Origin of the sequence: Bradyrhizobium sp. AZCC 1577 (assembly GCF_036924575.1) — a bacterium.
GTDB lineage: Bacteria > Pseudomonadota > Alphaproteobacteria > Rhizobiales > Xanthobacteraceae > Bradyrhizobium.
In genome coordinates, this window is record NZ_JAZHRQ010000001.1 from 2,319,922 (window position 1) to 2,342,228 (window position 22,307).

14 protein-coding genes and 1 pseudogene are annotated in these 22,307 nt (G+C 63.2%); 13 read left to right on the forward strand and 2 right to left on the reverse strand.

The window, feature by feature from the left end; translation table 11 throughout:
* Window positions 1-104 precede the first annotated feature (104 nt).
* From V1278_RS10885 to fdhF, 5 genes are all read left to right on the forward strand, one after another.
* A complete protein-coding gene (locus tag V1278_RS10885) occupies window positions 105-1,538 on the forward strand; it encodes a sigma-54-dependent transcriptional regulator (RefSeq protein WP_334364599.1) in 1,434 nt (477 codons plus the stop codon).
* Complete coding sequence (locus V1278_RS10890) at window positions 1,531-3,555, forward strand: sensor histidine kinase (protein WP_334380704.1); 2,025 nt, start codon at window positions 1,531-1,533, stop codon at window positions 3,553-3,555. Before V1278_RS10885 ends, V1278_RS10890 begins: the two co-directional genes overlap by 8 nt.
* A gap of 366 nt (window positions 3,556-3,921) precedes the next feature.
* Window positions 3,922-5,574 carry an OFA family MFS transporter gene (locus tag V1278_RS10895; RefSeq protein WP_334364597.1) on the forward strand — a complete coding sequence of 551 codons (1,653 nt, stop codon included), beginning with the start codon at window positions 3,922-3,924 and terminating at the stop codon, window positions 5,572-5,574.
* Between the two features lie 308 nt (window positions 5,575-5,882).
* Window positions 5,883-7,601, forward strand: a complete 1,719-nt coding sequence (locus V1278_RS10900; RefSeq protein WP_334380705.1) for an NADH-ubiquinone oxidoreductase-F iron-sulfur binding region domain-containing protein — start codon at window positions 5,883-5,885, stop codon at window positions 7,599-7,601.
* Window positions 7,598-10,363, forward strand: coding sequence for a formate dehydrogenase subunit alpha (gene fdhF / locus V1278_RS10905; RefSeq protein WP_334380706.1), 2,766 nt, complete (start codon window positions 7,598-7,600; stop codon window positions 10,361-10,363). The genes V1278_RS10900 and fdhF overlap by 4 nt, the downstream gene beginning before the upstream one ends.
* Window positions 10,364-10,392: 29 nt before the next feature.
* On the opposite strand, the gene V1278_RS10910 is transcribed toward fdhF, so the two are convergent.
* Entirely contained in the window at window positions 10,393-10,857 is a 465-nt protein-coding gene (locus V1278_RS10910) for a hypothetical protein (protein ID WP_334364594.1), read from the reverse strand.
* 304 nt (window positions 10,858-11,161) lie between these two features.
* Here V1278_RS10910 and V1278_RS10915 point away from each other — a divergent pair, with 304 nt between their 5' ends.
* From V1278_RS10915 to V1278_RS10950, 8 genes and pseudogenes are all read left to right on the forward strand, one after another.
* Window positions 11,162-11,323, forward strand: a complete 162-nt coding sequence (locus tag V1278_RS10915) for a hypothetical protein (RefSeq protein WP_334380707.1) — start codon at window positions 11,162-11,164, stop codon at window positions 11,321-11,323.
* Between the two features lie 92 nt (window positions 11,324-11,415).
* The gene (locus V1278_RS10920; protein WP_016846764.1) at window positions 11,416-11,505 is read left to right on the forward strand and encodes a K(+)-transporting ATPase subunit F; all 90 of its coding nucleotides are present in this window, start codon (window positions 11,416-11,418) and stop codon (window positions 11,503-11,505) included.
* 115 nt (window positions 11,506-11,620) lie between these two features.
* Window positions 11,621-13,324 carry a potassium-transporting ATPase subunit KdpA gene (kdpA, locus tag V1278_RS10925; protein ID WP_334380708.1) on the forward strand — a complete coding sequence of 568 codons (1,704 nt, stop codon included), beginning with the start codon at window positions 11,621-11,623 and terminating at the stop codon, window positions 13,322-13,324.
* Between the two features lie 24 nt (window positions 13,325-13,348).
* Window positions 13,349-15,464, forward strand: a pseudogene (gene kdpB / locus V1278_RS10930) (potassium-transporting ATPase subunit KdpB).
* A 114-nt stretch (window positions 15,465-15,578) separates the two neighbouring features.
* A complete protein-coding gene (locus tag V1278_RS10935) occupies window positions 15,579-16,181 on the forward strand; it encodes a K(+)-transporting ATPase subunit C (protein WP_334380709.1) in 603 nt (200 codons plus the stop codon).
* 41 nt (window positions 16,182-16,222) lie between these two features.
* Window positions 16,223-18,940, forward strand: coding sequence for a sensor histidine kinase KdpD (locus tag V1278_RS10940; RefSeq protein WP_334380710.1), 2,718 nt, complete (start codon window positions 16,223-16,225; stop codon window positions 18,938-18,940).
* Window positions 18,937-19,626, forward strand: coding sequence for a response regulator transcription factor (locus V1278_RS10945; protein ID WP_334380711.1), 690 nt, complete (start codon window positions 18,937-18,939; stop codon window positions 19,624-19,626). The genes V1278_RS10940 and V1278_RS10945 overlap by 4 nt, the downstream gene beginning before the upstream one ends.
* Before the next feature lie 138 nt (window positions 19,627-19,764).
* Window positions 19,765-20,370 (forward strand): pyridoxamine 5'-phosphate oxidase family protein, encoded by a 606-nt coding sequence (locus tag V1278_RS10950; protein WP_334380712.1) that lies wholly within the window; start codon window positions 19,765-19,767, stop codon window positions 20,368-20,370.
* Window positions 20,371-20,600: 230 nt separating this feature from the next.
* Here V1278_RS10950 and V1278_RS10955 read toward each other — a convergent pair whose 3' ends face one another.
* A complete protein-coding gene (locus tag V1278_RS10955; RefSeq protein ID WP_334380713.1) occupies window positions 20,601-22,208 on the reverse strand; it encodes an AMP-binding protein in 1,608 nt (535 codons plus the stop codon).
* Window positions 22,209-22,307 lie beyond the last annotated feature (99 nt).

The following is a 22,307-nucleotide window of genomic DNA, read 5'->3' on the forward strand; positions in this document are numbered from 1 at the left end:
GAATGCTTGAGCGATCCCGCGGGTAAGCGCCCGCGCGTTGATTTAGACGAGTTCACGACAGCGTCCGATTGCCGGGTGCGACAATCGGTCCTACAAATCTCGGCATGAACTTCCCGACATCGAAGGCGAGCGCGGCGATATCCCCGGCAACGGTCAATGAACCGGCGGCCAAACCAGGCAAGCCGGCCGGCGGTCCCGAATTCAGCGCGCTGGCGCAGGCCTCGATCCTGATCGTCGATGACGAGCCCGGCATGCGCAATTTTCTGGTGCGCACGCTGGGGCCGCATTGCAAGCACGTGGAAGAGGCCGCCGACACCGACGAAGCCTCGCGCAAGCTCGACAAGAGCCGGTTCGACGTCGTCATTCTCGATAACATCATGCCGGGCAAGAACGGCGTCGACTGGCTGGCGGAGCAGCGGGCCGTCGGCTTCTTCGCCGATGCCATCCTGATTACAGCCTTTGCCGATCTCGATACAGCGATCCAGGCGCTGCGCGCCGGCGCAGTCGACTTCGTGCTGAAACCGTTCCGCTCTAACCAAATCCTCAATGCGGTTGCACGCTGTCTCGACCGGGTCCGGCTGCAGCGCGAGAACTACGTTTTGCGTTATGCGCTGCGCGCTTCATCCGATCGCACCTTCCTGCGCGACAATCTGATCGGGGAGTCGCCCGCGGCCCGCAGCGTGCGCGAAACCATTGCCCGCGTCGCCCGCCTACCGACATCGATCCTGCTCACCGGGGAATCCGGCACCGGCAAGGAAGTCGCGGCGCGCTCGATTCACTCCCTCTCCGATCGCGCCGACAAGCCCTTCGTGCCCGTCAATTGCGCTGCCATTCCGCCCGAGATGATCGAGGCCGAGCTGTTCGGTCACATCAAGGGTGCCTTTACGGGCGCGGATAGCGGCCGCGAGGGCCTGTTCCTCTATGCGCATGGCGGCACGCTATTCCTCGATGAAATCGGTGAGCTGCCGTTGCCGATGCAGAGCAAGCTGCTGCGTGTTCTCGAGGACCGCCGCGTCCGCCCCGTCGGCTCCGAGCGTGAAGTGCCGGTCGATCTTCGTTTCATCTTTGCGACCAATGCCGATCTCCAAAAGCAAGTGGAGAAGGGCCGCTTTCGCGCCGATCTCTATTACCGCCTGAACGTCATGCAGATTCATCTGCCGCTATTGAAGGACCGTGGCGACGACGTGCAGGAGCTCGCTACCATCTTCATGAACAAGCTTTCGATCCAACTCGGTATGCCGCCGGTTCCAATCGATAGCGCAGTGCGTGCCGCGCTCGCGAGTTACGACTGGCCGGGCAATGTGCGCGAGCTGCGCAATTTGATCGAGCGCACCTTGATCCTCGGCGCGTTCCCGGACGATTTCGCAGGCCCACGGAACGACGGGCAGGTCGCCACCGCCGACAGTCTCGCGGACCTGGAGCGCCGGCATATTCTTTCGGTGCTGAAGGAAACCGGCGGCAACCGCGAGGAAGCGGCGCGGCGGCTCGGCATCTCGCGCAAGACCATCGACCGCAAACTCGCGTTATGGAATGGCTGACCGGGCAGGCCGCATCGAGGAGCCGGTGCGCGGGGCATCCGTCCGCTTCCGGCTGCTCGCGATTGCGCTGCTGCCGATGCTGGTGATCCTGCCGCTTCTGCTTGGGGTCGCCATCTATCGCTGGAATGCGCGGTTTGACGCTACGCTGATCTCCAAGGTGAACGGCGACCTCACCATCGCCCACCAATACCTGGCCCGCATTCTGGAAAAGACCGGCGTTCAGATCCGCGGCCTGAGCCTTTCGTTCCGCTTTCGGGAGGTCGAAGAGCGGGAAACGATCTCCGCTGTGGAGACTTTGCTCGAACAGTCCCGCAAGGAGATGGGTCTCGACTTCCTCTATTTGATGGATGCCGGTGGAAAAATCATCGCCTCGTCACCTGCGCTTGAGGGACCGCCAAGGGCCGATTGGCCGATCATTACGTCGGCATTGTCAGGCGAATCTCCGTCGACGGGGATCGATATCTTCACCAACGACGAGCTTGCGGCGATTTCGCCGGCGCTTGCCCAGCGCGCGCGTCTCGACCTGGTGCCGACGCCAAACGCGGTGCCGACCGATCGCAGCACGGAAACCCATGGCATGGTGGTGCATGCGGCCAGCCGCGCCACGGCGCCCGGAGGAGGGCCAGCCGCGCTGGTTGGCGGGATTCTGCTGAACCAGAATTTGGAATTCATCGATACGATCAACGACCTCGTCTATCGAGCGGCCAGCCTGCCCGAGGGCAGCCAGGGAACGGCGACGCTGTTCCTGGACGACGTGCGGATTTCGACCAATGTCCGCCTGTTTGAGGGACGGCGGGCGCTGGGAACGCGGGTGTCGGCGGCGGTGCGCTCTGCGGTGATGGGAGAGGGGCGCACCTGGCTGGACAGCGCCTTCGTCGTTAACGACTGGTACATCTCGGCCTACGAGCCGCTCGTCGACACCTACGGCAAGCGCGTCGGCATGCTTTATGTCGGATTTCTGCAGAAACCGTTCAACGACGCAAAGCTTGAGACGATTCTCATCATTGCGCTCGCGTTCATCGCGATCACGGCGGCAAGCGTGCCGATCTTCCTGCGCTGGGCGCAATCGATCTTCATGCCGCTCGAACGCGTCACGGCGACGATTGGTGAAGTCGAGAGCGGTAACCTCTCTGCCCGCACCAAACTGCCGGCATCGGGTGACGAGATCGGCCGGGTGGCGGTTCATCTCGATACCTTGCTGGACCAGATTCAGGAGCGCGATCGTCAGTTGCGCGAGTGGAACGAGGAGTTGAACACGCGCGTGCGCGAGCGCACCCGGGACCTCGAACTTGCCAATCTGAAGCTGGAGGCGGCCACCAAGCAGCTCATCATGTCCGAGAAGCTCGCTGCCATCGGCGAGATCACCGCGGGCGTTGCGCATGAGATCAACAACCCGATCGCGGTGATGCAGGGCAATCTCGATGTCATCCGCAGCGTGATCGGCGCTGACACCGAGAAAGCCAAGGTCGAGTTTCGGCTTGTCGATGAACAGATCCATCGCATCAGCCAGATCGTCACCAAGCTCTTGCAGTTTGCGCGGCCGGAAGAGTATGCCGGCTATGTCGAGCGCCATGCGCCCGGAAGCGTCGTGGCGGACTGCCTGCCGCTGGTGCAGCATCTCCTGAACAAGACCGAAATCAGGGTTGCGCGGGAAGATCGGGCGAGCCGCCTGGTCCTGATGAACCGCACCGAGCTGCAGCAGGTCGTGATCAACCTCATCGTCAACGCGATCCACGCCATGCCGGACGGCGGCACGTTGACGCTGCGCTCGTTCGACGCCGATCGCGACGGCAACCCGGGCATCTCAATCGACGTGACCGACACCGGCATCGGCATGAGCGCTGACGTCCTGGACAAGGTCTTCGATCCCTTCTTCACCACGAAACGCAGGGAGGGGACGGGCCTTGGCCTTTCCATCAGTCAGACGCTGGTGAAGCGCCAGCGTGGCCAGATCACGGTGGAAAGCCGGATCGGCTCCGGGAGTACATTCCGGGTGTGGCTGCCGGAAGCGAGCTGACCGGACATTTTGTCCAGCGGCTATCAGGACATTTTGTCCGATACATCGGCAGGCATTTGGTTAAGTGATTGATTTTCTGCATCGCGCGATTTGGCACGCGGATTGCTGACTTCTCACTCAAGGGTTGGAGTGGGGAGGGCGCGATGATCGGATATTCGGTCGCAAGCTGGGCGACTGCGCGCGCTTGCCGTCGTCATGACGTGCCCACGCCGCACTTCAAAACGATTTTGCCTCGACTTGAACTCCGATCTGTCGCGTGGACATCGCACGTCCGCGCATACGGTCGGCGCTGCGTGGCCCCCCATCCAATACCCCAACCTCTCAACAATCGTGCCCGGTAAGGCAGCGAACCTGGAGAATGTGCCTATGACGACAGCCGATGCCACGCTCGCACCATCGGGTGCGCTCGGGATTCTCGACAAGGAGCGAACGATTGCGACCGCCGGCTTCAATCGCTGGTTGGTGCCGCCGGCCGCACTCTGCATTCACCTGTGCATCGGCATGGCCTATGGCTTCAGCGTATTCTGGCTGCCGCTGTCGCGCGCGATCGGCGTGACCGCGCCGAAGGCCTGCCCCGACATGACGCTGGTGCAGGAATTGTTCACCACCACCTGCGACTGGAAAGTCGCCAGCATGGGCTGGATGTACACACTGTTCTTCGTGTTGCTCGGCGTCTCGGCCGCGATCTGGGGCGGCTGGCTGGAGCGCGTCGGACCGCGCAAGGCGGGTTTTGTGTCGGCGCTGTGCTGGTGCGGTGGTCTCGTGCTCGGCGCGATCGGCATCATCACCCATCAACTGTGGCTGTTGTGGCTAGGAAGCGGCGTCATCGGCGGCATCGGACTCGGCCTCGGCTACATCTCGCCGGTGTCGACGCTGGTGAAATGGTTTCCGGACCGCCGCGGCATGGCGACCGGCATGGCCATCATGGGCTTTGGCGGCGGCGCCATGATCGGCGCGCCGCTGGCGAACCTGTTGATGAATTATTTCAAGTCGCCGACCTCGGTCGGCGCCTGGGAAACTTTCATCGCGATGGGCGCGATCTATTTCGTGTTCATGATGATCGGCGCCTTCCGCTATCGTATTCCGCCGGCGGGCTGGCGGCCCGAGGGTTGGACGCCGCCGGCGAAAGCCAATGCGATGATTTCGCAGAACCACGTCCACCTGAAGGACGCGCACAAGACACCGCAGTTCTGGCTGATCTGGTGGGTGCTCTGCCTCAACGTCTCCGCCGGCATCGGCGTGATCGGCATGGCTTCGCCGATGCTGCAGGAAATCTTCGCCGGCAAGCTGATCGGATTGCCCGACGTCGGCTTCAACCAGCTTGACGCCACGCAGAAGGCGACCATTGCGGGGATTGCGGCCGGCTTCGCCGGGCTGCTCTCGTTATTCAACATCGGCGGCCGGTTCTTCTGGGCCTCGCTGTCGGACAAGATGGGCCGCAAGAACACCTATTATACGTTCTTCATCCTGGGCATCGTGCTCTATGCGCTGGCGCCGACATTTGCGGCGATGGGCTCAAAACTTCTGTTCGTGCTCGGCTTCGGCATCATCCTGTCGATGTATGGCGGCGGCTTCGCCACCGTGCCGGCCTATCTCGCCGATATGTTCGGTACACAGTTCGTCGGCGCCATCCATGGCCGTCTGCTGACGGCGTGGTCGACCGCGGGCATCATCGGTCCCGTAGTCGTGAACTACATCCGCGAGTTCCAGCTTGCCGCCGGCGTGCCGCGCGACCAGCTCTACAACACGACGATGTACATCCTGTGCGCGATGCTGATCGCGGGCCTGATTTGCAACTACCTGATCAAGCCGGTCGACGCGAAGTGGCACATGAGCGACGCCGAGGTTGCCAAGCTGCAGGCGGCGACGGCGAGCGCGGGTAGCTCGGGGCCGTCAGGATCCTACGGCATCGGGTTCGGTGGGCTCGACGCCAAGGCTGCGCTGTTCTGGGCGTTCGTCGGCATCCCCCTGGCCTGGGGCGTGTGGAAGACGCTGGAAAGCGCCGTCAAGATCCTCTGACTCTATTGGCCGTCGCGGGGCGGGCGTTCCGCGACGGCGTTTCAGGCGCGATGTCGAATTCAAATCGGGTAATCGGAAATCCAGATCAATGCGCATTCGCAATCGCAGCATGAGACGGCTTTATTGATCTCCCGACCAAATTCGCGTTCTCATCCAGTGATCAGGCAAAGCAAACGTGGTTGCTCCGGGCGCGGAGAGGATCGAAAGCTCGCGGCCTGTGTTGCCCTAAATATCTGATAAATCTCTTGGCATCTGGCATGCCACTGAACTAGAGTTGGCTGGCAGACTGGCAGGAACGAGACGTTTCGATGGATCACGACGTACACGACCTACAAAAAGTCCGCTCGTTCGATCATCCGGGCGCGGGACGGAAGCGGGCCAAGGCGACGCCGAAGGGCCGCCAGGTCGACCCTATCGCGGCGCACGAGATTGAGCTCCTGCTCGGCGACCGGCCGCGGCGGCGCGACCTGCTGATCGAGCATCTGCACCTGATCCAGGACAAGTATCACCAGATCTCGGCGGCGCATCTGGCGGCGCTTGCCGACGAGATGAAGCTGTCGTTTGCCGAAGTGTTCGAGACCGCGACCTTCTACGCGCATTTCGACGTGGTGAAGGAGGGCGCGCCCGATATCGCGCCGCTGACCATCCGGGTCTGCGATTCGCTGACCTGCGCCATGATGGGCGCGGAAAAGCTGCTGCACGAACTGCAGGACAGTGCCGGCCCCGGCATCCGCGTGGTGCGCGCGCCTTGCGTTGGCCGCTGCGACACCGCGCCCGCCGCCGAAGTCGGCCATCACTTTGTCGATCATGCCACGGTTACGAATGTGCTCGCCGCCGCCAAGGCCGGCGACACCCACGCACATCTGCCCGAATATACCGACTATGACGCCTACGTCGCAGGCGGCGGCTACAAGCTGCTCAATCGCCTGCGCTCCGGCGCGATGACGAAAGAAGACCTGCTGAAGGCGCTCGACGACGCTTCGCTGCGCGGGCTCGGCGGCGCGGGCTTTCCGACCGGGCGCAAATGGCGCGCGGTGCTGGGTGAGCCCGGCCCGCGGCTGATGGCGATCAACGGCGACGAGGGCGAGCCCGGCACGTTCAAGGACCGCTTCTATCTCGAAACCGATCCGCATCGCTTCATCGAGGGCATGCTGATCGGCGCGCATGTCGTCGAGGCGACCGACGTCTATATCTATCTGCGCGACGAATATCCGGCGTCGCGAGAAATCCTCACGCGTGAAATCGCAAAATTGCCGCCCGGTGGTCCCGTGCTGCATATGCGCCGCGGTGCCGGCGCCTACATCTGCGGCGAGGAATCCTCGCTGCTCGAATCGATCGAGGGCAAGCGTGGTCTGCCCAGGCACAAGCCGCCCTATCCGTTCCAGGTCGGCCTGTTCGGCCTGCCGACGCTGATCAACAATATCGAGACGCTGTGGTGGGTGCGCGACATCGTCGAGAAGGGCGCCGACTGGTGGAAGAGCCATGGCCGCAACGACCGCCACGGCTTGCGCAGCTACTCGGTCTCGGGCCGCGTGAAGGATCCCGGCATGAAGCTGGCGCCGGCTGGCGTCACCGTGCGCGAACTGATCGACGAGTTCTGCGGCGGCATGGCTGACGGACACACCTTCCACGCCTACCTGCCGGGCGGCGCGTCCGGCGGTATCCTGCCGGCCTCGATGGATAATATCCCGCTCGATTTCGGCACGCTGGAAAAATACGGCTGCTTCATCGGCTCCGCCGCTGTTGTCATCCTGTCCGAGCAGGACAGTGTGAAGGGCGCGGCGTTGAACCTGATGAAATTCTTCGAGGATGAAAGCTGCGGCCAGTGCACGCCGTGCCGCGTTGGAACCCAGAAGGCGGCGCTTTTGATGCAGCGGCCGGTCTGGGACCGCGAATTGCTGGACCAATTGAGCCAGGCGATGCGCGACGCCTCGATCTGCGGGCTTGGACAAGCCGCCTCGAACCCGCTCACGTCAGTGATTAAATATTTTCCGGAAGAATTCGTGCCGAAAGAGGCCGCGGAATGACCAAGATCAAGTTCGAACTCGACGGCCAACAGGTCGAGGCCAACGCGGGCGAGACCATCTGGCAGGTGGCAAAACGCCACCAGAAGGAAATCCCGCACCTCTGTTATTCGCCGGAGCCGGACTACCGGCCTGACGGCAATTGCCGCGCCTGCATGGTCGAGATCGAGGGCGAGCGCGTGCTGGCCGCGTCCTGCAAGCGCACGCCGAGCGTCGGCATGAAGGTGAAGACCGAAAGCGCCCGCGCCGTCGCGGCGCAGAAGATGGTGATGGAGCTTCTGGTCGCCGACCAGCCCGCGCGCGAGACCTCGCACGATCCCGATTCGAAATTCTGGCACTGGGCCGAAAAGGTCGAGGTGACCGAGAGCCGTTTCCCGGCGGCCGAGCGGTGGCAGGGCGATACCAGCCATCCCGCGATGAGCGTCAATCTCGATGCCTGCATCCAATGCGGCCTGTGCGTGCGTGCCTGCCGCGAGGTCCAGGTCAACGACGTCATCGGCATGGCCTATCGCAATGCCGGCGCCAAGATCGTGTTCGACTTCGACGATCCCATGGGTGAATCGACCTGCGTCGCCTGCGGCGAGTGCGTGCAGGCCTGTCCGACCGGTGCCTTGATGCCGTCGGTGATGCTGGACGAGAACCAGACCCGCGTCACTTACGCTGACAAGAAAGTTGATTCGCTCTGCCCGTTCTGCGGCGTCGGCTGCCAGGTCACCTATCAGGTCAAGGACGAGAAGGTCATCTACGCCGAGGGCCGCGACGGCCCGGCCAACCACAACCGGCTCTGCGTCAAAGGCCGTTTTGGTTTTGACTACATCCATCACCCGCATCGGCTGACAAAGCCGCTGGTGCGGCTGCCGAATGCAAAAAAGGACGCCAACGACCAGGTCGATCCGGCCAACCCGTTCACGCATTTCCGCGAAGCGTCGTGGGAAGAGGCGCTGGATATTGCCGCAAAAGGCCTCGTCAAGATTCGCGACGAGAAGGGCGTCAAGGCACTCGCCGGCTTCGGCTCGGCAAAAGGCTCCAATGAAGAGGCGTATCTGTTCCAAAAACTGGTGCGCACCGGTTTTGGCTCCAACAATGTCGACCACTGCACGCGGCTATGCCACGCCTCATCGGTCGCGGCCTTGATGGAAGGCCTCAACTCCGGCGCCGTGTCCGCGCCATTTGCTGCGGCGATGGATGCTGAAGTCATCATCGTGATCGGCGCCAATCCGACCGTGAACCATCCGGTCGCGGCGACCTATCTCAAGAACGCGGCCAAGCGCGGCGCCAAGCTGATCGTGATGGATCCGCGCACGCAGTCGCTGTCGCGCCATGCCTGGAAGCATCTTGCCTTCAAGCCCGGCAGCGACGTCGCGATGCTGAACGCGATGCTCCACACCATCATCACCGAAGGGCTGACCGACCAGCAATATATCGCGGGCTACACCGAGGGCTTTGACGAGCTCGCCGAGCGCATCAAGGAATTCCCGCCGGAGAAGATGGAGGCGATCTGCGGTATCCCTGCCGAGACGCTGAAGGAAGTGGCGCGAACTTACGCGCGCTCGCAGGCCTCGATCATCTTCTGGGGCATGGGCATCAGCCAGCACATTCACGGCACCGACAATGCGCGCTGCCTGATCGCGCTGGCGCTGACGACAGGCCAGGTCGGCCGTCCCGGCACCGGGCTGCATCCGCTGCGCGGCCAGAACAACGTGCAGGGTGCCTCCGACGCCGGCCTGATCCCGATGTTCCTGCCGGACTACCAGCCGGTCGGACGCACCGATCTGCGCGAGCCTTTTGAAAAGCTCTGGCATCAGGATCTCGATCCCGTGCGCGGCCTCACCGTCGTCGAGATCATGAACGCGATCCACGCCGGCGAGATTACCGGCATGTACATCGAGGGCGAAAACCCTGCGATGTCGGACCCCGATTTGCAGCACGCGCGCCACGCGCTCGCCATGCTCGACCACCTGGTGGTGCAGGATCTCTTCGTCACCGAGACCGCGTTCCATGCCGACGTGATCCTGCCGGCCTCGGCATTTGCTGAAAAGAGCGGCACCTTCACCAATACCGATCGCCGCGTGCAGCTCGCGCGCGAGGTGATCCGGCCGCCGGGCGACGCGCGGCAGGATCTCTGGATCATCCAGGAGATCGGCAAGCGTATGGGCCTGCCCTGGAACTACAACGGACCGGCCGATGTGTTCACCGAAATGACGCAGGTGATGCCGTCGCTGAACAACATCACCTGGGAGCGGCTGGTGCGCGAGGGTGCGGTGACCTATCCGGTCGACGATCCGAACGAGCCCGGCAACGAGATCATTTTCACCACGGGTTTCCCGACCGCGAGCGGCCGCGGCAAGATCGTTCCTGCCAAGGTGATCGCGCCGGACGAGATCCCCGACGCCGAATATCCGATGGTGCTCTCCACCGGGCGCGTGCTCGAACACTGGCACACCGGCTCGATGACCCGCCGTTCGAGCGTACTCGACCAGATCGAGCCGGAGGCGATGGCGTTCATGTCGCCGAAGGACATGCGCAAGCTCAGCGTCTGGCCCGGCGATTTCATCCGCCTGATGACCCGCCGCGGCGCCGTCGAGGTCAAGGTGCGCTCCGACCGCGACGTGCCGGAGAACATGATCTTCATGCCGTTCTGCTACGCGGAGGCGGCGGCCAACTTGCTGACCAACCCAGCGCTTGATCCGTTCGGCAAGATCCCCGAGTTCAAGTTCTGCGCCGTGCGCGCTGAAAAGCTGGTGCTACAGTCTGCGGCGGAGTAGTAGGCGGCCCGTTACCCCATCTACAAAAGTCACGCAAAATTGTCGGTGCAAACTGGCTCGTACAGTGGGCTGACATCCTGCGGCACGGGCGGGACGCTGGTCCGGCGCGATGTCGTGCTGATGTGCTGCGCTTCCACGAATGCACTCAGGATTGCCAGCGCCAGATCGGCATGACGAGCTTCGACGGACTGATCGAGCCAGTCCGGCAGTTCGCGCTGCCGGGACAGTGCGCAGTACCATTCACCCTCATCATAGGCGATCCGTCGAATCTGCCATTGCGGCAATTCCAGATCGATCAGCGCCAGCGCGGCATCGATCCACGCGTGAGATTGGATCAATTGCTCGATGCGGGCGGTCTTTGCGCCGTGGGCTGTGGACGGAAATCGCCGGCATGCTGCGGCGATGTCGGAGAGGAATTCGACCGTCACGCAGCAGGCGTCGCGAAGCCGATCGCCAAGATCGGTGGTGACGCGGTGTTCCAAAAGAATTGACATGGCGTCGTCTCGTTCATTCGCGCGGCCGCGATTGCAACCGCACTCCCAAACTGGCGAAAACGCCATTCGAAAACGAGTGGGGGCGAGGGTTGTAAATATAGGGATTTCATAAGCGCTATCTCCGTCGTCCCTGCGAACGCAGGGACCCATACTCCGCGGCCGGTGTTGTTTAGAAAAGAAAGATAACGAGCAGGTCGCGAAATAATTAACGCCTGTGGTTATGGGTCCCTGCGTTCGCAGGGACGACGGAAGGCGTCTTTATGAGATTCCTATAACGTCGCCATCCTTCCCGTCTCGAAAACCTATGCACCCGGTGGCACCTCAGGCCGGAACGCATAGCCGTATCTTCGGCTGCACGGTTCACGTCGCAGAGGAACATCCCATGCTGGACATTGTGATGCTGGCGCTCGCTCTCGGCCTCTTCGTGGCGGGCATTGGTTATGCCTATGTCTGCGAGCGGCTTTAAATGTTGACGCGTTTTCTTCGCGCGAACCGAAAACCACCCCGGATCAGGTCTGGGGCAGGCTTTCGCTCGAAGACGCTATGGAGGAGAGCGCCATGATCTTCGATTACTCGCTCGCCGGCCTCGTTTCGCTTGGCCTGCTGTTCTACCTGACTTACGCGCTGCTGCGCCCCGAGCGATTTTGAACGGGTCATGACCACGCTCGCCGCCATCGTGCTGGCGTTTCTTGCGACCGCCGCGCTGCTCGTCGTGCTGCTGCGCGTGTTGCTGCCTGCAAGGTAATACGAAGGACACTCACCCATGACACTTGTCGGCTGGTTTCAGATTTTGCTGTACTGCGCGATCGTGGTCGCGCTCGTAAAGCCGCTCGGCTGGTATATGACGCGCGTCTTCAGCGGCGAGCGCACACCCCTCACGCCGATCCTGAGGCCGGTCGAGGCTGGGCTGTACCGGATCGGCGGCGTCGACGAGAAACGCGAGCAGCATTGGCTGACCTACACGGTCGCGATGCTGCTGTTCCATGTCGGCGGCTTCCTCATCATCTACGGCCTGATGCGGCTGCAGGCGCTGCTGCCGTTCAACCCGGCGGGACAATCCGCCGTCGCCCAGGATTTATCCTTCAATACCGCGATCTCCTTCATCACCAACACCAACTGGCAGAACTACGGCGGCGAAAGCACGCTGTCATATCTGACGCAGATGCTGGGCCTGACGCATCAGAACTTCCTGTCGGCAGCGACCGGTATCGCGCTCGCAGTGGCGCTGATCCGCGGCTTCTCGCGTTCCTCGATGCGCACGATCGGCAATTTCTGGGTCGATGTGACGCGCTGTACGCTTTACGTGCTGCTGCCGATCTGCTTCGTCTATACGCTGTTCCTGGTGTGGCAGGGCATACCGCAGACGCTCGGCGCCTATGTCGAGGCGACCACGCTGGAAGGCGGCAAGCAGACGATTGCGGTCGGCCCTGTCGCTTCGCAGGTCGCGATCAAAATGCTCGGCACCAATGGCGGAGGCTTCTTCAATGCCAATGCCTCACATCCCTTTGAAAACCCCACCGCACTGTCGAACTTCGTGCAGATGATCTCGATCTTTGCGCTCGGCGCGGCGCTGACCAACGTGTTCGGCCGGATGGTCGGCAACCAGCGGCAGGGGTGGGCGATCCTCGGCGTAATGGGCGTTCTCTTCCTTGCCGGCGTCGCCGTCACCTATTGGGCCGAAGCCAACGGCACCTCGACGCTGAGCGCGCTGGGGTTCTCTGGCGGCAACATGGAAGGCAAGGAAGTCCGCTTCGGCATCGTCGCCTCCTCACTCTTCGCAGTCATTACCACCGCTGCCTCCTGCGGCGCCGTCAATGCCATGCACGACTCCTTCACCGCGCTCGGCGGCATGATCCCGCTGCTCAACATCCAACTCGGCGAAATCATCGTCGGCGGCGTCGGCGCGGGGCTTTACGGTATGCTGTTGTTCGTCGTGCTGGCGATCTTCGTCGCCGGCCTGATGGTCGGCCGCACGCCGGAATTTGTCGGCAAGAAGATCGAGGCGCGCGAGGTCAAGATGGCGATGCTTGCGATCCTGATCCTGCCGCTGATGATTTTGGGCTGGACGGCCGTTGCGGTCGTCTTCCCTCCGGCGGTGGCGTCCATGGCCAATGCCGGTCCGCATGGCTTTACCGAGGTGCTCTATGCCTTCACCTCGGCGACCGGCAATAACGGCTCGGCCTTCGGCGGCCTGACCGGCAATACCTTCTTTTACAATCTGACACTCGCCAGCTCGATGTTCGTCGGCCGCTTCTTCATGATCGTGCCGGCAATGGCGCTGGCGGGGTCGCTTGCAGCCAAGAAATCGATCCCGGCCTCGGCCGGCACGCTGCCGACCACCGGTGGCCTGTTCGTCGGCCTCGTCGTCGGCGTCATCCTGATCATCGGCGGCCTGACCTTCTTCCCGGCGCTGGCGCTGGGGCCGATTGTCGAGCACCTGGCTATGAACGCCAACACCTTGTTCTGATCGAAGCCGTCAGGAGTTACGTCCATGGAAACCATGAAATTGCAGAAAAAGGCGACGGCGTCGGCGATGTTCGATCCGAGCATCGTGCTGCCGGCAATCCGGGCGGCCTTTGCAAAACTCGATCCGCGGCTGATGGTGAAGAACCCCGTGATGTTCGTGGTCGAAATCGTGGCCACGCTCACGACCGTGATATTCCTGCGCAATCTGGTGGCCGGCGGCGAGAACTTCGCCTTCACGTTCCAGATCATCCTGTGGCTGTGGTTCACCGTGCTGTTCGCCAATTTCGCCGAGGCCGTTGCCGAAGGCCGCGGCAAGGCGCAGGCTCTGTCGTTGAAGAAGACCCGCACCGAGAGCAAGGCAAAATTGCTGGAAGGTCCCGGCAAGAACTATCGTCTGGTTTCCGGCACCAGCCTGAAGGTGGGTGACATCGTCTTGGTCGAGGCCGGCGACAACATCCCCTCCGATGGCGAAGTGATCGAGGGTGTAGCTTCGGTGAACGAGGCGGCGATAACGGGTGAATCTGCGCCTGTAATCCGCGAATCCGGTGGTGACCGGTCGGCGGTGACCGGCGGCACGCAAGTGCTATCGGACTGGATCCGCGTTCGGATCACGGCGGCGCAAGGGTCGACCTTCATCGACCGCATGATCAAGCTGGTGGAAGGAGCGGAGCGGCAGAAGACGCCGAATGAGATCGCGCTCAATATTCTGCTCGCCGGCCTGACCATCATCTTCGTGTCTCGCCACCGTGACGATCCCGAGCTATGCGGCTTATGCCGGCGGCTCGATTTCGGTGGTGGTGCTGGTGGCACTGTTCGTCACGCTGATTCCGACCACCATCGGCGCGCTGCTGTCGGCGATCGGTATCGCCGGCATGGACCGGCTGGTGCGCTTCAACGTGCTCGCCATGTCCGGCCGTGCGGTGGAGGCCGCCGGCGACGTCGATACGCTGCTGCTGGACAAGACCGGCACCATCACGCTCGGCAACCGGCAGGCCACGGCGTTTCGCCCCTTGCGCGGTGTCACCGAGCAGGAGCTGGCGGATGCGGCGCAGCTCGCCTCGCTCGCCGACGAGACGCCGGAAGGTCGCTCGATCGTCGTGCTGGCGAAAGAGAAATACGGCATCCGCGGCCGCGACATGAAGGAGCTCAACGCGAGCTTCATTCCCTTCACCGCGCAGACACGCATGAGCGGCATCGACGCCGGGTTATCGTCGGTGCGCAAGGGCGCGGTGGATGCGATCCTGAATTACGTCGATGGTGGCGGCGCGATCCGCGCGGTCGCTTCGGGGAATGCGGCGCGCGCCGTGTCGGGCGTCCTCTCGGAGGCGGCCCGTGAGATCCAAACGGTTTCCGACGAGGTCTCGAAAGCCGGCGGCACGCCGCTGGCGGTCGCCAAAGATGGGAAACTACTCGGCGTCGTGCATCTGAAGGACATCGTCAAGGGCGGCATCCGGGAGCGCTTTGCGGAATTGCGCCGGATGGGCATCCGCACCGTGATGATCACCGGCGACAATCCGATGACTGCAGCCGCCATCGCGGCCGAGGCCGGCGTCGACGATTTCCTTGCCCAGGCAACGCCGGAGGACAAGCTGAAGCTGATCCGCGACGAGCAGGCCAGGGGCAAACTGGTCGCGATGTGCGGCGACGGCACCAACGACGCGCCGGCGCTGGCGCAGGCCGATGTCGGCGTCGCCATGAACACTGGCACGCAGGCGGCGCGCGAGGCCGGCAACATGGTCGATCTCGATTCCAATCCGACCAAGCTGATCGAGGTGGTCGAGATCGGCAAGCAGCTTCTGATGACGCGCGGCGCGCTGACCACGTTCTCGATCGCCAACGACGTCGCAAAGTATTTCGCCATTATCCCGGCTATGTTCCTGGCGTTCTACCCGCAGCTCGAGGTGCTCAGCGTCATGCACCTCGCAAGCCCGCAGAGCGCCATCCTGTCGGCGATCATCTTCAACGCGCTGATCATCATCGCGCTGATCCCGCTGGCGCTGAAAGGCGTCGCCTATCGCGCCGTCGGGGCAGGGGCGCTTCTGCGCCGTAACCTGCTAATCTACGGCTTGGGCGGCATCATCGTTCCCTTTATCGGCATCAAAGCCATCGACCTTGCGGTTGTGGCTTTGGGCCTGGCCTAACACCACAACCGTCATTGCGAGGAGCGAAGCGACGAAGCAATCCATCTATCCGCTTGTGGCGCCATGGATTGCTTCGCTTCGCTCGCAATGACGGAAAACTTACGGAGACCTAAAATGCTCAGAGAAATCCGTCCCGCGATCCTCATCCTGCTGCTACTCACCGCGATCACCGGCGTTGCCTATCCCCTCGCCATGACCGCGATTGCCGGCGCGATCTTCCCAAAGCAGGCGCAAGGCAGCCTGATCGAGAAGGACGGCAAGGTGATCGGCTCCGCGTTGATCGGGCAGGAGTTCAAGGACGACAAATATTTCCACGGCCGTCCGTCCGCGACCACGGCGCCGGATCCGGCCGATCCGACCAAAACGGTCCCTGCGCCCTATAACGCCGCCAGTTCGGGCGGCTCTAATTTGGGTCCGACCAGCAAGGCGCTGGCCGACCGGATCAAGGAGGACTTCGGGAAGCTGAAGACCGAAAACCCGGCCGCGCCCGTACCGGTCGATCTCGTCACCACCTCCGGCAGCGGGCTCGATCCCGACATCTCGCCGGAAGGCGCGCTATTCCAGGTCCCGCGCGTGGCGAAGGCCCGCAACCTGCCGGAGGCGCGCGTCCAGCAACTGGTTACCGAGCACATTCAGGGCCGCATGGCTGGATTGCTTGGCGAGCCGCGCATTAACGTACTGGCGGTGAATCTGGCGCTGGATGAGGTTTCAAAATGAGACACGCTAGGCCCCTCGAAGGGTGAGGACTATACTGCCGCATGGTCCAAGCCCGCCGCGACCGCGAACAACGTCCCTCGCCGGAGGCCCTGCTGGAGGCGGCCCGGCGCGAGGAGAGCCGCGCCGGCAAGCTCAAGATTTTCGTCGGCGCCGCGCCCGGCGTCGGCAAGACCTATGAGATGCTGCAGAGCGCCCACGCCAGGAAGAAGGCCGGTGCCGATGTCGTGGTCGGCATCGTCGAAACCCACGGTCGCGCTGAAACCGAGGTGCTTCTGAACGGCCTCGAGGTGCTGCCGCGCAGGCGGCTCGCCTACAAGGAGCAGACGCTCGAGGAGATGGACCTCGACGCGCTGATCGCGCGGCGGCCGCAGATCGCGCTCGTCGATGAGCTCGCTCACACCAATGCGCCCGGCAGCCGTCATCCCAAGCGCTATCTCGACGTCGAGGAATTGCTGTCCCACGGCATCGACGTCTATACGGCCGTCAATATCCAGCACATCGAGAGCCTCAACGACGTGGTCGCGCAGATCACGCATGTGCGGGTCCGTGAGACTGTGCCGGATTCCGTGTTCGACCGCGCCGACGCCATCGAGCTGATCGACCTCACGCCCGACGATCTGATCCAGCGGCTGAAGGAGGGCAAGGTCTACGTTCCCAAACAGGCCGAGCGCGCGCTGGAGCATTATTTCTCGCCAGGCAACCTGACCGCGTTGCGCGAGCTGGCGCTGCGGCGCACCGCCGAACGCGTCGACGAGCAGTTGCTCACCCATATGCAGGCCAACGCCATAGCAGGTCCATGGGCGGCAGGTGAGCGCATCCTGGTTTGCGTCAGCGAAGATCCGCGCGCGGCCGGGCTGGTGCGCTATACCAAGCGGCTGGCCGACCGGCTGCACGCGCAATGGACCGCTATTAGCATCGAGACACGCCGTAGCCTGCAACTGACCGACGAGCAGCGCGACCGGTTGGCCGATACCATGCGGCTGGCGGAAGCGCTGGGCGGTGAGGCGCTGACCATTCCCGGCGTCGGCCGCCGCATCGCCGACGACGTCATCCATTTCGCGCACGCCAATAATGTCACGCAGATCGTCATCGGCAAGTCGACCCGCTCCTGGTGGTTCGAGCTGACGCGCGGTTCTGTCGTGCACGATCTGGTGCGCCGCGCCGGCCATATCAGCGTCCACGTCATCCCCGGCGACGAACAGGGCGTGGCGAAAGCGGCGGTGCAGACTGCGGCGCGACAGGAGCCGTTCAACCCGCGGCCCTACATGATGGCGCTATTGTTCGTCGCGGTCAGCCTCGGCGCTGCCAAACTGATCCAGCCGATGTTCGGTGGCATCGAGAATGTCGATCTGGTGCTCCTCACCGCCGTGGTCGGCGTCGCCGTTCGCTACGGGCTCTTGCCATCGCTGTTGGCGAGCGTCGCGGCGTCGCTGTGCTACAATTTCTTCTTCATGCCGCCGGTCCACACCTTCACCATCGCCGACCCGATCAACATTGCCGCGTTCTTCCTCTTCATGCTGATCGCGCTGTTGGTCTCCAATCTCGCGGCACGGGTGCGCTCTCAGGCCGACACCGCGATCGGCCGGGTGCGCACCACCGAATCGCTCTACGCCTTCAGCCGCAAGCTCGCGGGCACCGCGACGCTGGACGATGTGCTGTGGGCGACCGCCTATCAGACCGCGCTGATGCTGAAGGTGAGGGTGGTGCTGCTGTTGCCGGAGGACGGTGTGCTCACCGTGAAGTCGGGCTATCCGCCCGAGGATCAACTGGGCGAGGCCGACCTTGCCGCCGCCAAATGGGCTTGGGACAACGACCGTGCGGCCGGGCGCGGCTCGGATACGCTGCCGGGCGCCAAACGGCTGTTCCTGCCGATGCGAACCGGGCGCGGCGCGATCGGCGTCATCGGCATCGACGACGACCGCACCGGTCCGTTGCTGACGCCGGATCAGCGCCGCCTGCTCGATGCGCTGGTCGATCAGGGCGCGCTGGCGATCGAGCGCGTGCTGCTGGTGGAAGACATGGACCGGGTCAAGCGCACGGTGGAATCCGACCGGCTGCGCGGCGCGCTGTTGACCTCGATCTCGCACGATCTGAAGACGCCGTTGGCCTCGGTGCTCGGTGCCGCTTCCGCCCTGCGCGATCTCGGCTCCAGCCTCAACGACGCGCAGAAGAACGAACTGCTCGCCACCATGATCGACGAATCCGAGCGCCTCAATCGCTTCATCGCCAATCTGCTCGACATGACCAAGCTGGAATCCGGTGCGATCGTGCCGAATACCGCGCGGCATGACGTCTCCGAGATCGTCGGCAGCACGCTGCGCCGCGCGAACAAGATCCTCCTGCATCACAAGGTGTCACTGGAACTCAGTCCCAATCTGCCGATGCTGGAGCTGGATGCGGTTCTGTTCGAACAGGTATTGTTCAATTTGCTCGATAACGCGGCCAAATACGCGCAGGCCGGAACCACGATTTCGATCCGGGGAATGCGCGATCCGGCAAGTGTGTCGCTGCAGATCCTCGACGAAGGCAGCGGTATTCCGCCTGCCGAGGTGGAAAGCGTGTTCGACAAGTTCTATCGCGCTCAAAAGGGCGACCACATCCGTCCCGGCACCGGGCTGGGGCTCGCCATCTCGCGCGGTTTCGTCGAGGCGATGCATGGCACGATATCGGCCGCCAATCGTACCGATCGCTCTGGGGCCATCATCACTATTCGACTGCCCGTCCCGGCCTCCGATAGCGCGCTGGATACCGCCGCATGAACGCCGCCCAGATCAAGGTTTTGGTGATCGACGACGAGCCGCCGATCCGCAAATTGCTGCGGATGGGGTTGAGCACGCAGGGCTACGACATCCTCGAAGCCTCCAACGGCAAGATTGCGCTGGAGAAGCTCGCGGATGGCCCGGCGCTGATCATCCTCGATCTTGGCCTGCCCGACATCCAGGGCCATGAGCTCCTGCGCATGATCCGCGGCCGCAACGAGAGTGTGCCGATCGTGGTACTGTCGAGCCGCGGTGACGAGGCCGGCAAGGTGCAGGCGCTCGATCTCGGCGCCGACGATTATCTGACAAAGCCGTTCGGCATGGACGAGTTGCTGGCGCGGATGCGCGCAGCGCTCCGGCACCAATTGCAGGTGCAGGGCGAGCGGCCGGTATTCCGCGCAGGCGACCTCTCGGTCGATCTGGTGCGCCGCATCGTCAAGGTTGGCGAGCGCGAAGTAAAACTCTCGCCGAAGGAATACGAATTGCTGCGCGTTCTGGTGCAGCATGCCGGCAAGGTGCTGACCCATCGCTTCCTCTTGAAGGAGCTGTGGGACGAGTTGACGGATGCGCAGTATCTGCGCGTCTACGTCCGCCAGCTACGTCAGAAGATCGAAGCCGATCCTGAGCGCCCGCAATTCGTGCTGACCGAGACCGGCATCGGCTACCGGTTGCGCGCGCCGGATTGATCATACCTCCGATGGTGGAGATCCTCGCACTTACGGTCAGCTTGCCCCACGCGGCATCACCATGAAGTGGTATGCTTCCCTGCGGAAGCCGGGTTGGACCTTCCACCCAGGTGGTTCAAAGAAGGAGGGCGTACGGTCATGGCTGAGAGCGTCATGTATCACGAAGGTAACAGGCAATTGCAGGACCGGTTCGACAGCCGCCGGATTTCGGATCGGCTGGAAGAGAAGCTGATGCGCAAGGAATTCACCGCTGACGACAAGCAGTTCATCGAAGGCCTACCCTATTTCTTTCTGGCAACCGCCGATGCCGAAGGCCGGCCCGATTGCTCATTCAAGGGTGGGGCGCCGGGGTTTGTGCGCATCACCGGGCCTTCCGAGCTCGCATTTCCCGACTATGACGGCAACGGCATGTTCAAGAGTCTCGGCAACATCGTCGTCAATGCCGATGTCGGCCTGCTGTTCATCGCCATGCATGGAAAGCCGCGGCGCTTGCGGGTCAACGGCCGCGCCAGCGTGAGCGACAGCGATCCGCTGCTGTCGGAGACGGTCGGCGCGCAGCTCATCGTTCGCGTCACCGCGCGCGCGATCTTCCCGAACTGTCCGCGCTATATTCCGACGATGAGTTCGATCGAGCCGTCGATCTATGTGCCTCAAGCCGGACAGGACGCGCCGGAGCCGGCGTGGAAAGGCTTTGCGGATTTCAAGGACTGTATCCATCCGCGGCAGCCGACATTCAAGGGGTAGGGAGCGATTGTAGCCCACACCGAAAATCACCCTCATCGTCCCTGCCTAGTGCGCAATTGCGCACGGGGCGCAGGGACCCATAACCATCGGCCTAGATTGCAGCGAAGGCAACTGGCCCCATCGCGCCGCAGATAAGCCGAGGCGCCGCGATGAGCGCAATTGCGCTCACGCTCGGGGTCCCTGCGTTCGCAGGGACGACGGTGAAAGTATTTGAAACGAACGGAAGCTCCCTAGATCGCCGTCATCTCGCCCTTGGTGCAGGCTTCTCGCAGCTTGAATTTCTGGATCTTGCCCGATCCGGTCAGCGGGAATGCGTCCACGACGTACCAGTGTTTTGGCGTCTTGTGCGGGGCGAGCGAGGCGCGCATGTAGGCGATCAGCTCTTCCTTGTCGATCGCGGCGCCGGGCGCAGGGCGGATGAAGGCTGCGACCTCTTCGCCCCATTTCTCGTGCGGCAGGCCGATGACGGCGACCTCGCCGACCTTGGGATGCTTGAACAACAACTCTTCCAGCTCGCGCGGATAGATGTTTTCGCCGCCGCGGATGATCATGTCCTTCAGCCGGCCTTCCACGGTGCAGTAGCCGCGCGCGTCCATTGCGCAGAGATCGCCGGTGTGCAGCCAGCCGTGGGCGTCGATCGCAGCCGCAGTCGCATCGGGCATTTCGAAGTAACCGATCATCACGTGATAGCCGCGGGTGCAGAACTCGCCGATCGTGCCGATCGGAACGGTCTCGCCGGTGTTGGGATCGATGATCTTGGTTTCCATATTGGGCAGCGGTAGGCCGATCGTGTTGGCCTTGTCCTCGACGCTGTCATGGGTGCGGGTCTGCGCCGCGACGGGGGAGCATTCCGTCTGGCCGAAAACAATCGTAAAGGGCGCGCCGAGCTTTTCCTCCAGGAGCCGCACCAGCGAGGCCGGCACTGTCGAGCCGCCGGAGCAGATCGCCTTGACGGAGGACAGATCGGTCGCCGCGAATGTCGGGTGCTCCAGCATCGCAACCAGCATGGTGGGCACGCCGAGCATGGCGTTGCCGCGATAGGTCCCGAGCATTTCCAGCACCAGCCCAGGCTCGAAAGCCTCGACCAGCACCGTGGTCGCGGCCTTTGATACCGCGCCGATCACGCAGCAGACGCAGCCGCCGGTATGAAACAACGGCATCGTGGTGACGAAGACGTCGCCGTCGTCGACGCCCATCCGGTCGGCGGTATCGGCACCGTTGTTGAGCAGCCCGCGATGGCGGAGCAGGGCGCCTTTCGGAAAGCCGGTCGTGCCCGAGGTATACTGGATCATGACGGGATCGTCTGGGCTGACGGCCGGCAGCTTGATGCCCTCGTCGTCGCCAGCCGCGATGAAGGCATTCCAGTCATCGAAGCAGATGATCTCGCGCAGCTCGGGACAATTCGGCGCCACTGCCTGCACGGTCTCCAGCATCGGGTTGCCGCGGAAGCCGTTGACCACGAAGACCCCGGCAGAGCGCGACTGTTTCAGCACATATTCCACTTCGCGGGCGCGGAAGGCCGGGTTGACGGTGACGAGCACCATGCCCGCCATGCCGGCGCCGAATTCGAGCATCATCCATTCCGGGATATTTTGTGCCCAGACGGCAATGCGCTCGCCGGGCTTGAAGCGCGACAGCAGCGCCCGGGCGGTGCGCTGGGCTTCGCGATAGAACTGTGCGTAGGTCCATTGCCGCCGCTGCGCCGGGTCAGGCACGCCCGCGATCAGGGCGAGGCGATCGGGCGCGGCCTCAGCCGCCTTGCGCAAGAGATCGCCGAACGTCATCTCCCGTACTGCAGGCGTGGTCGGTCCTGCGACGTGCGACTTCGTCAATGCCATTCATTCCTCCCCGGTCCGGCGCCGCTATCCTCGGTGGCGTCAGTTCCCAAGGGGAAAATGCCTTCCGGCTTCGGGTAATGCAAGCGCTCGCAATGACGG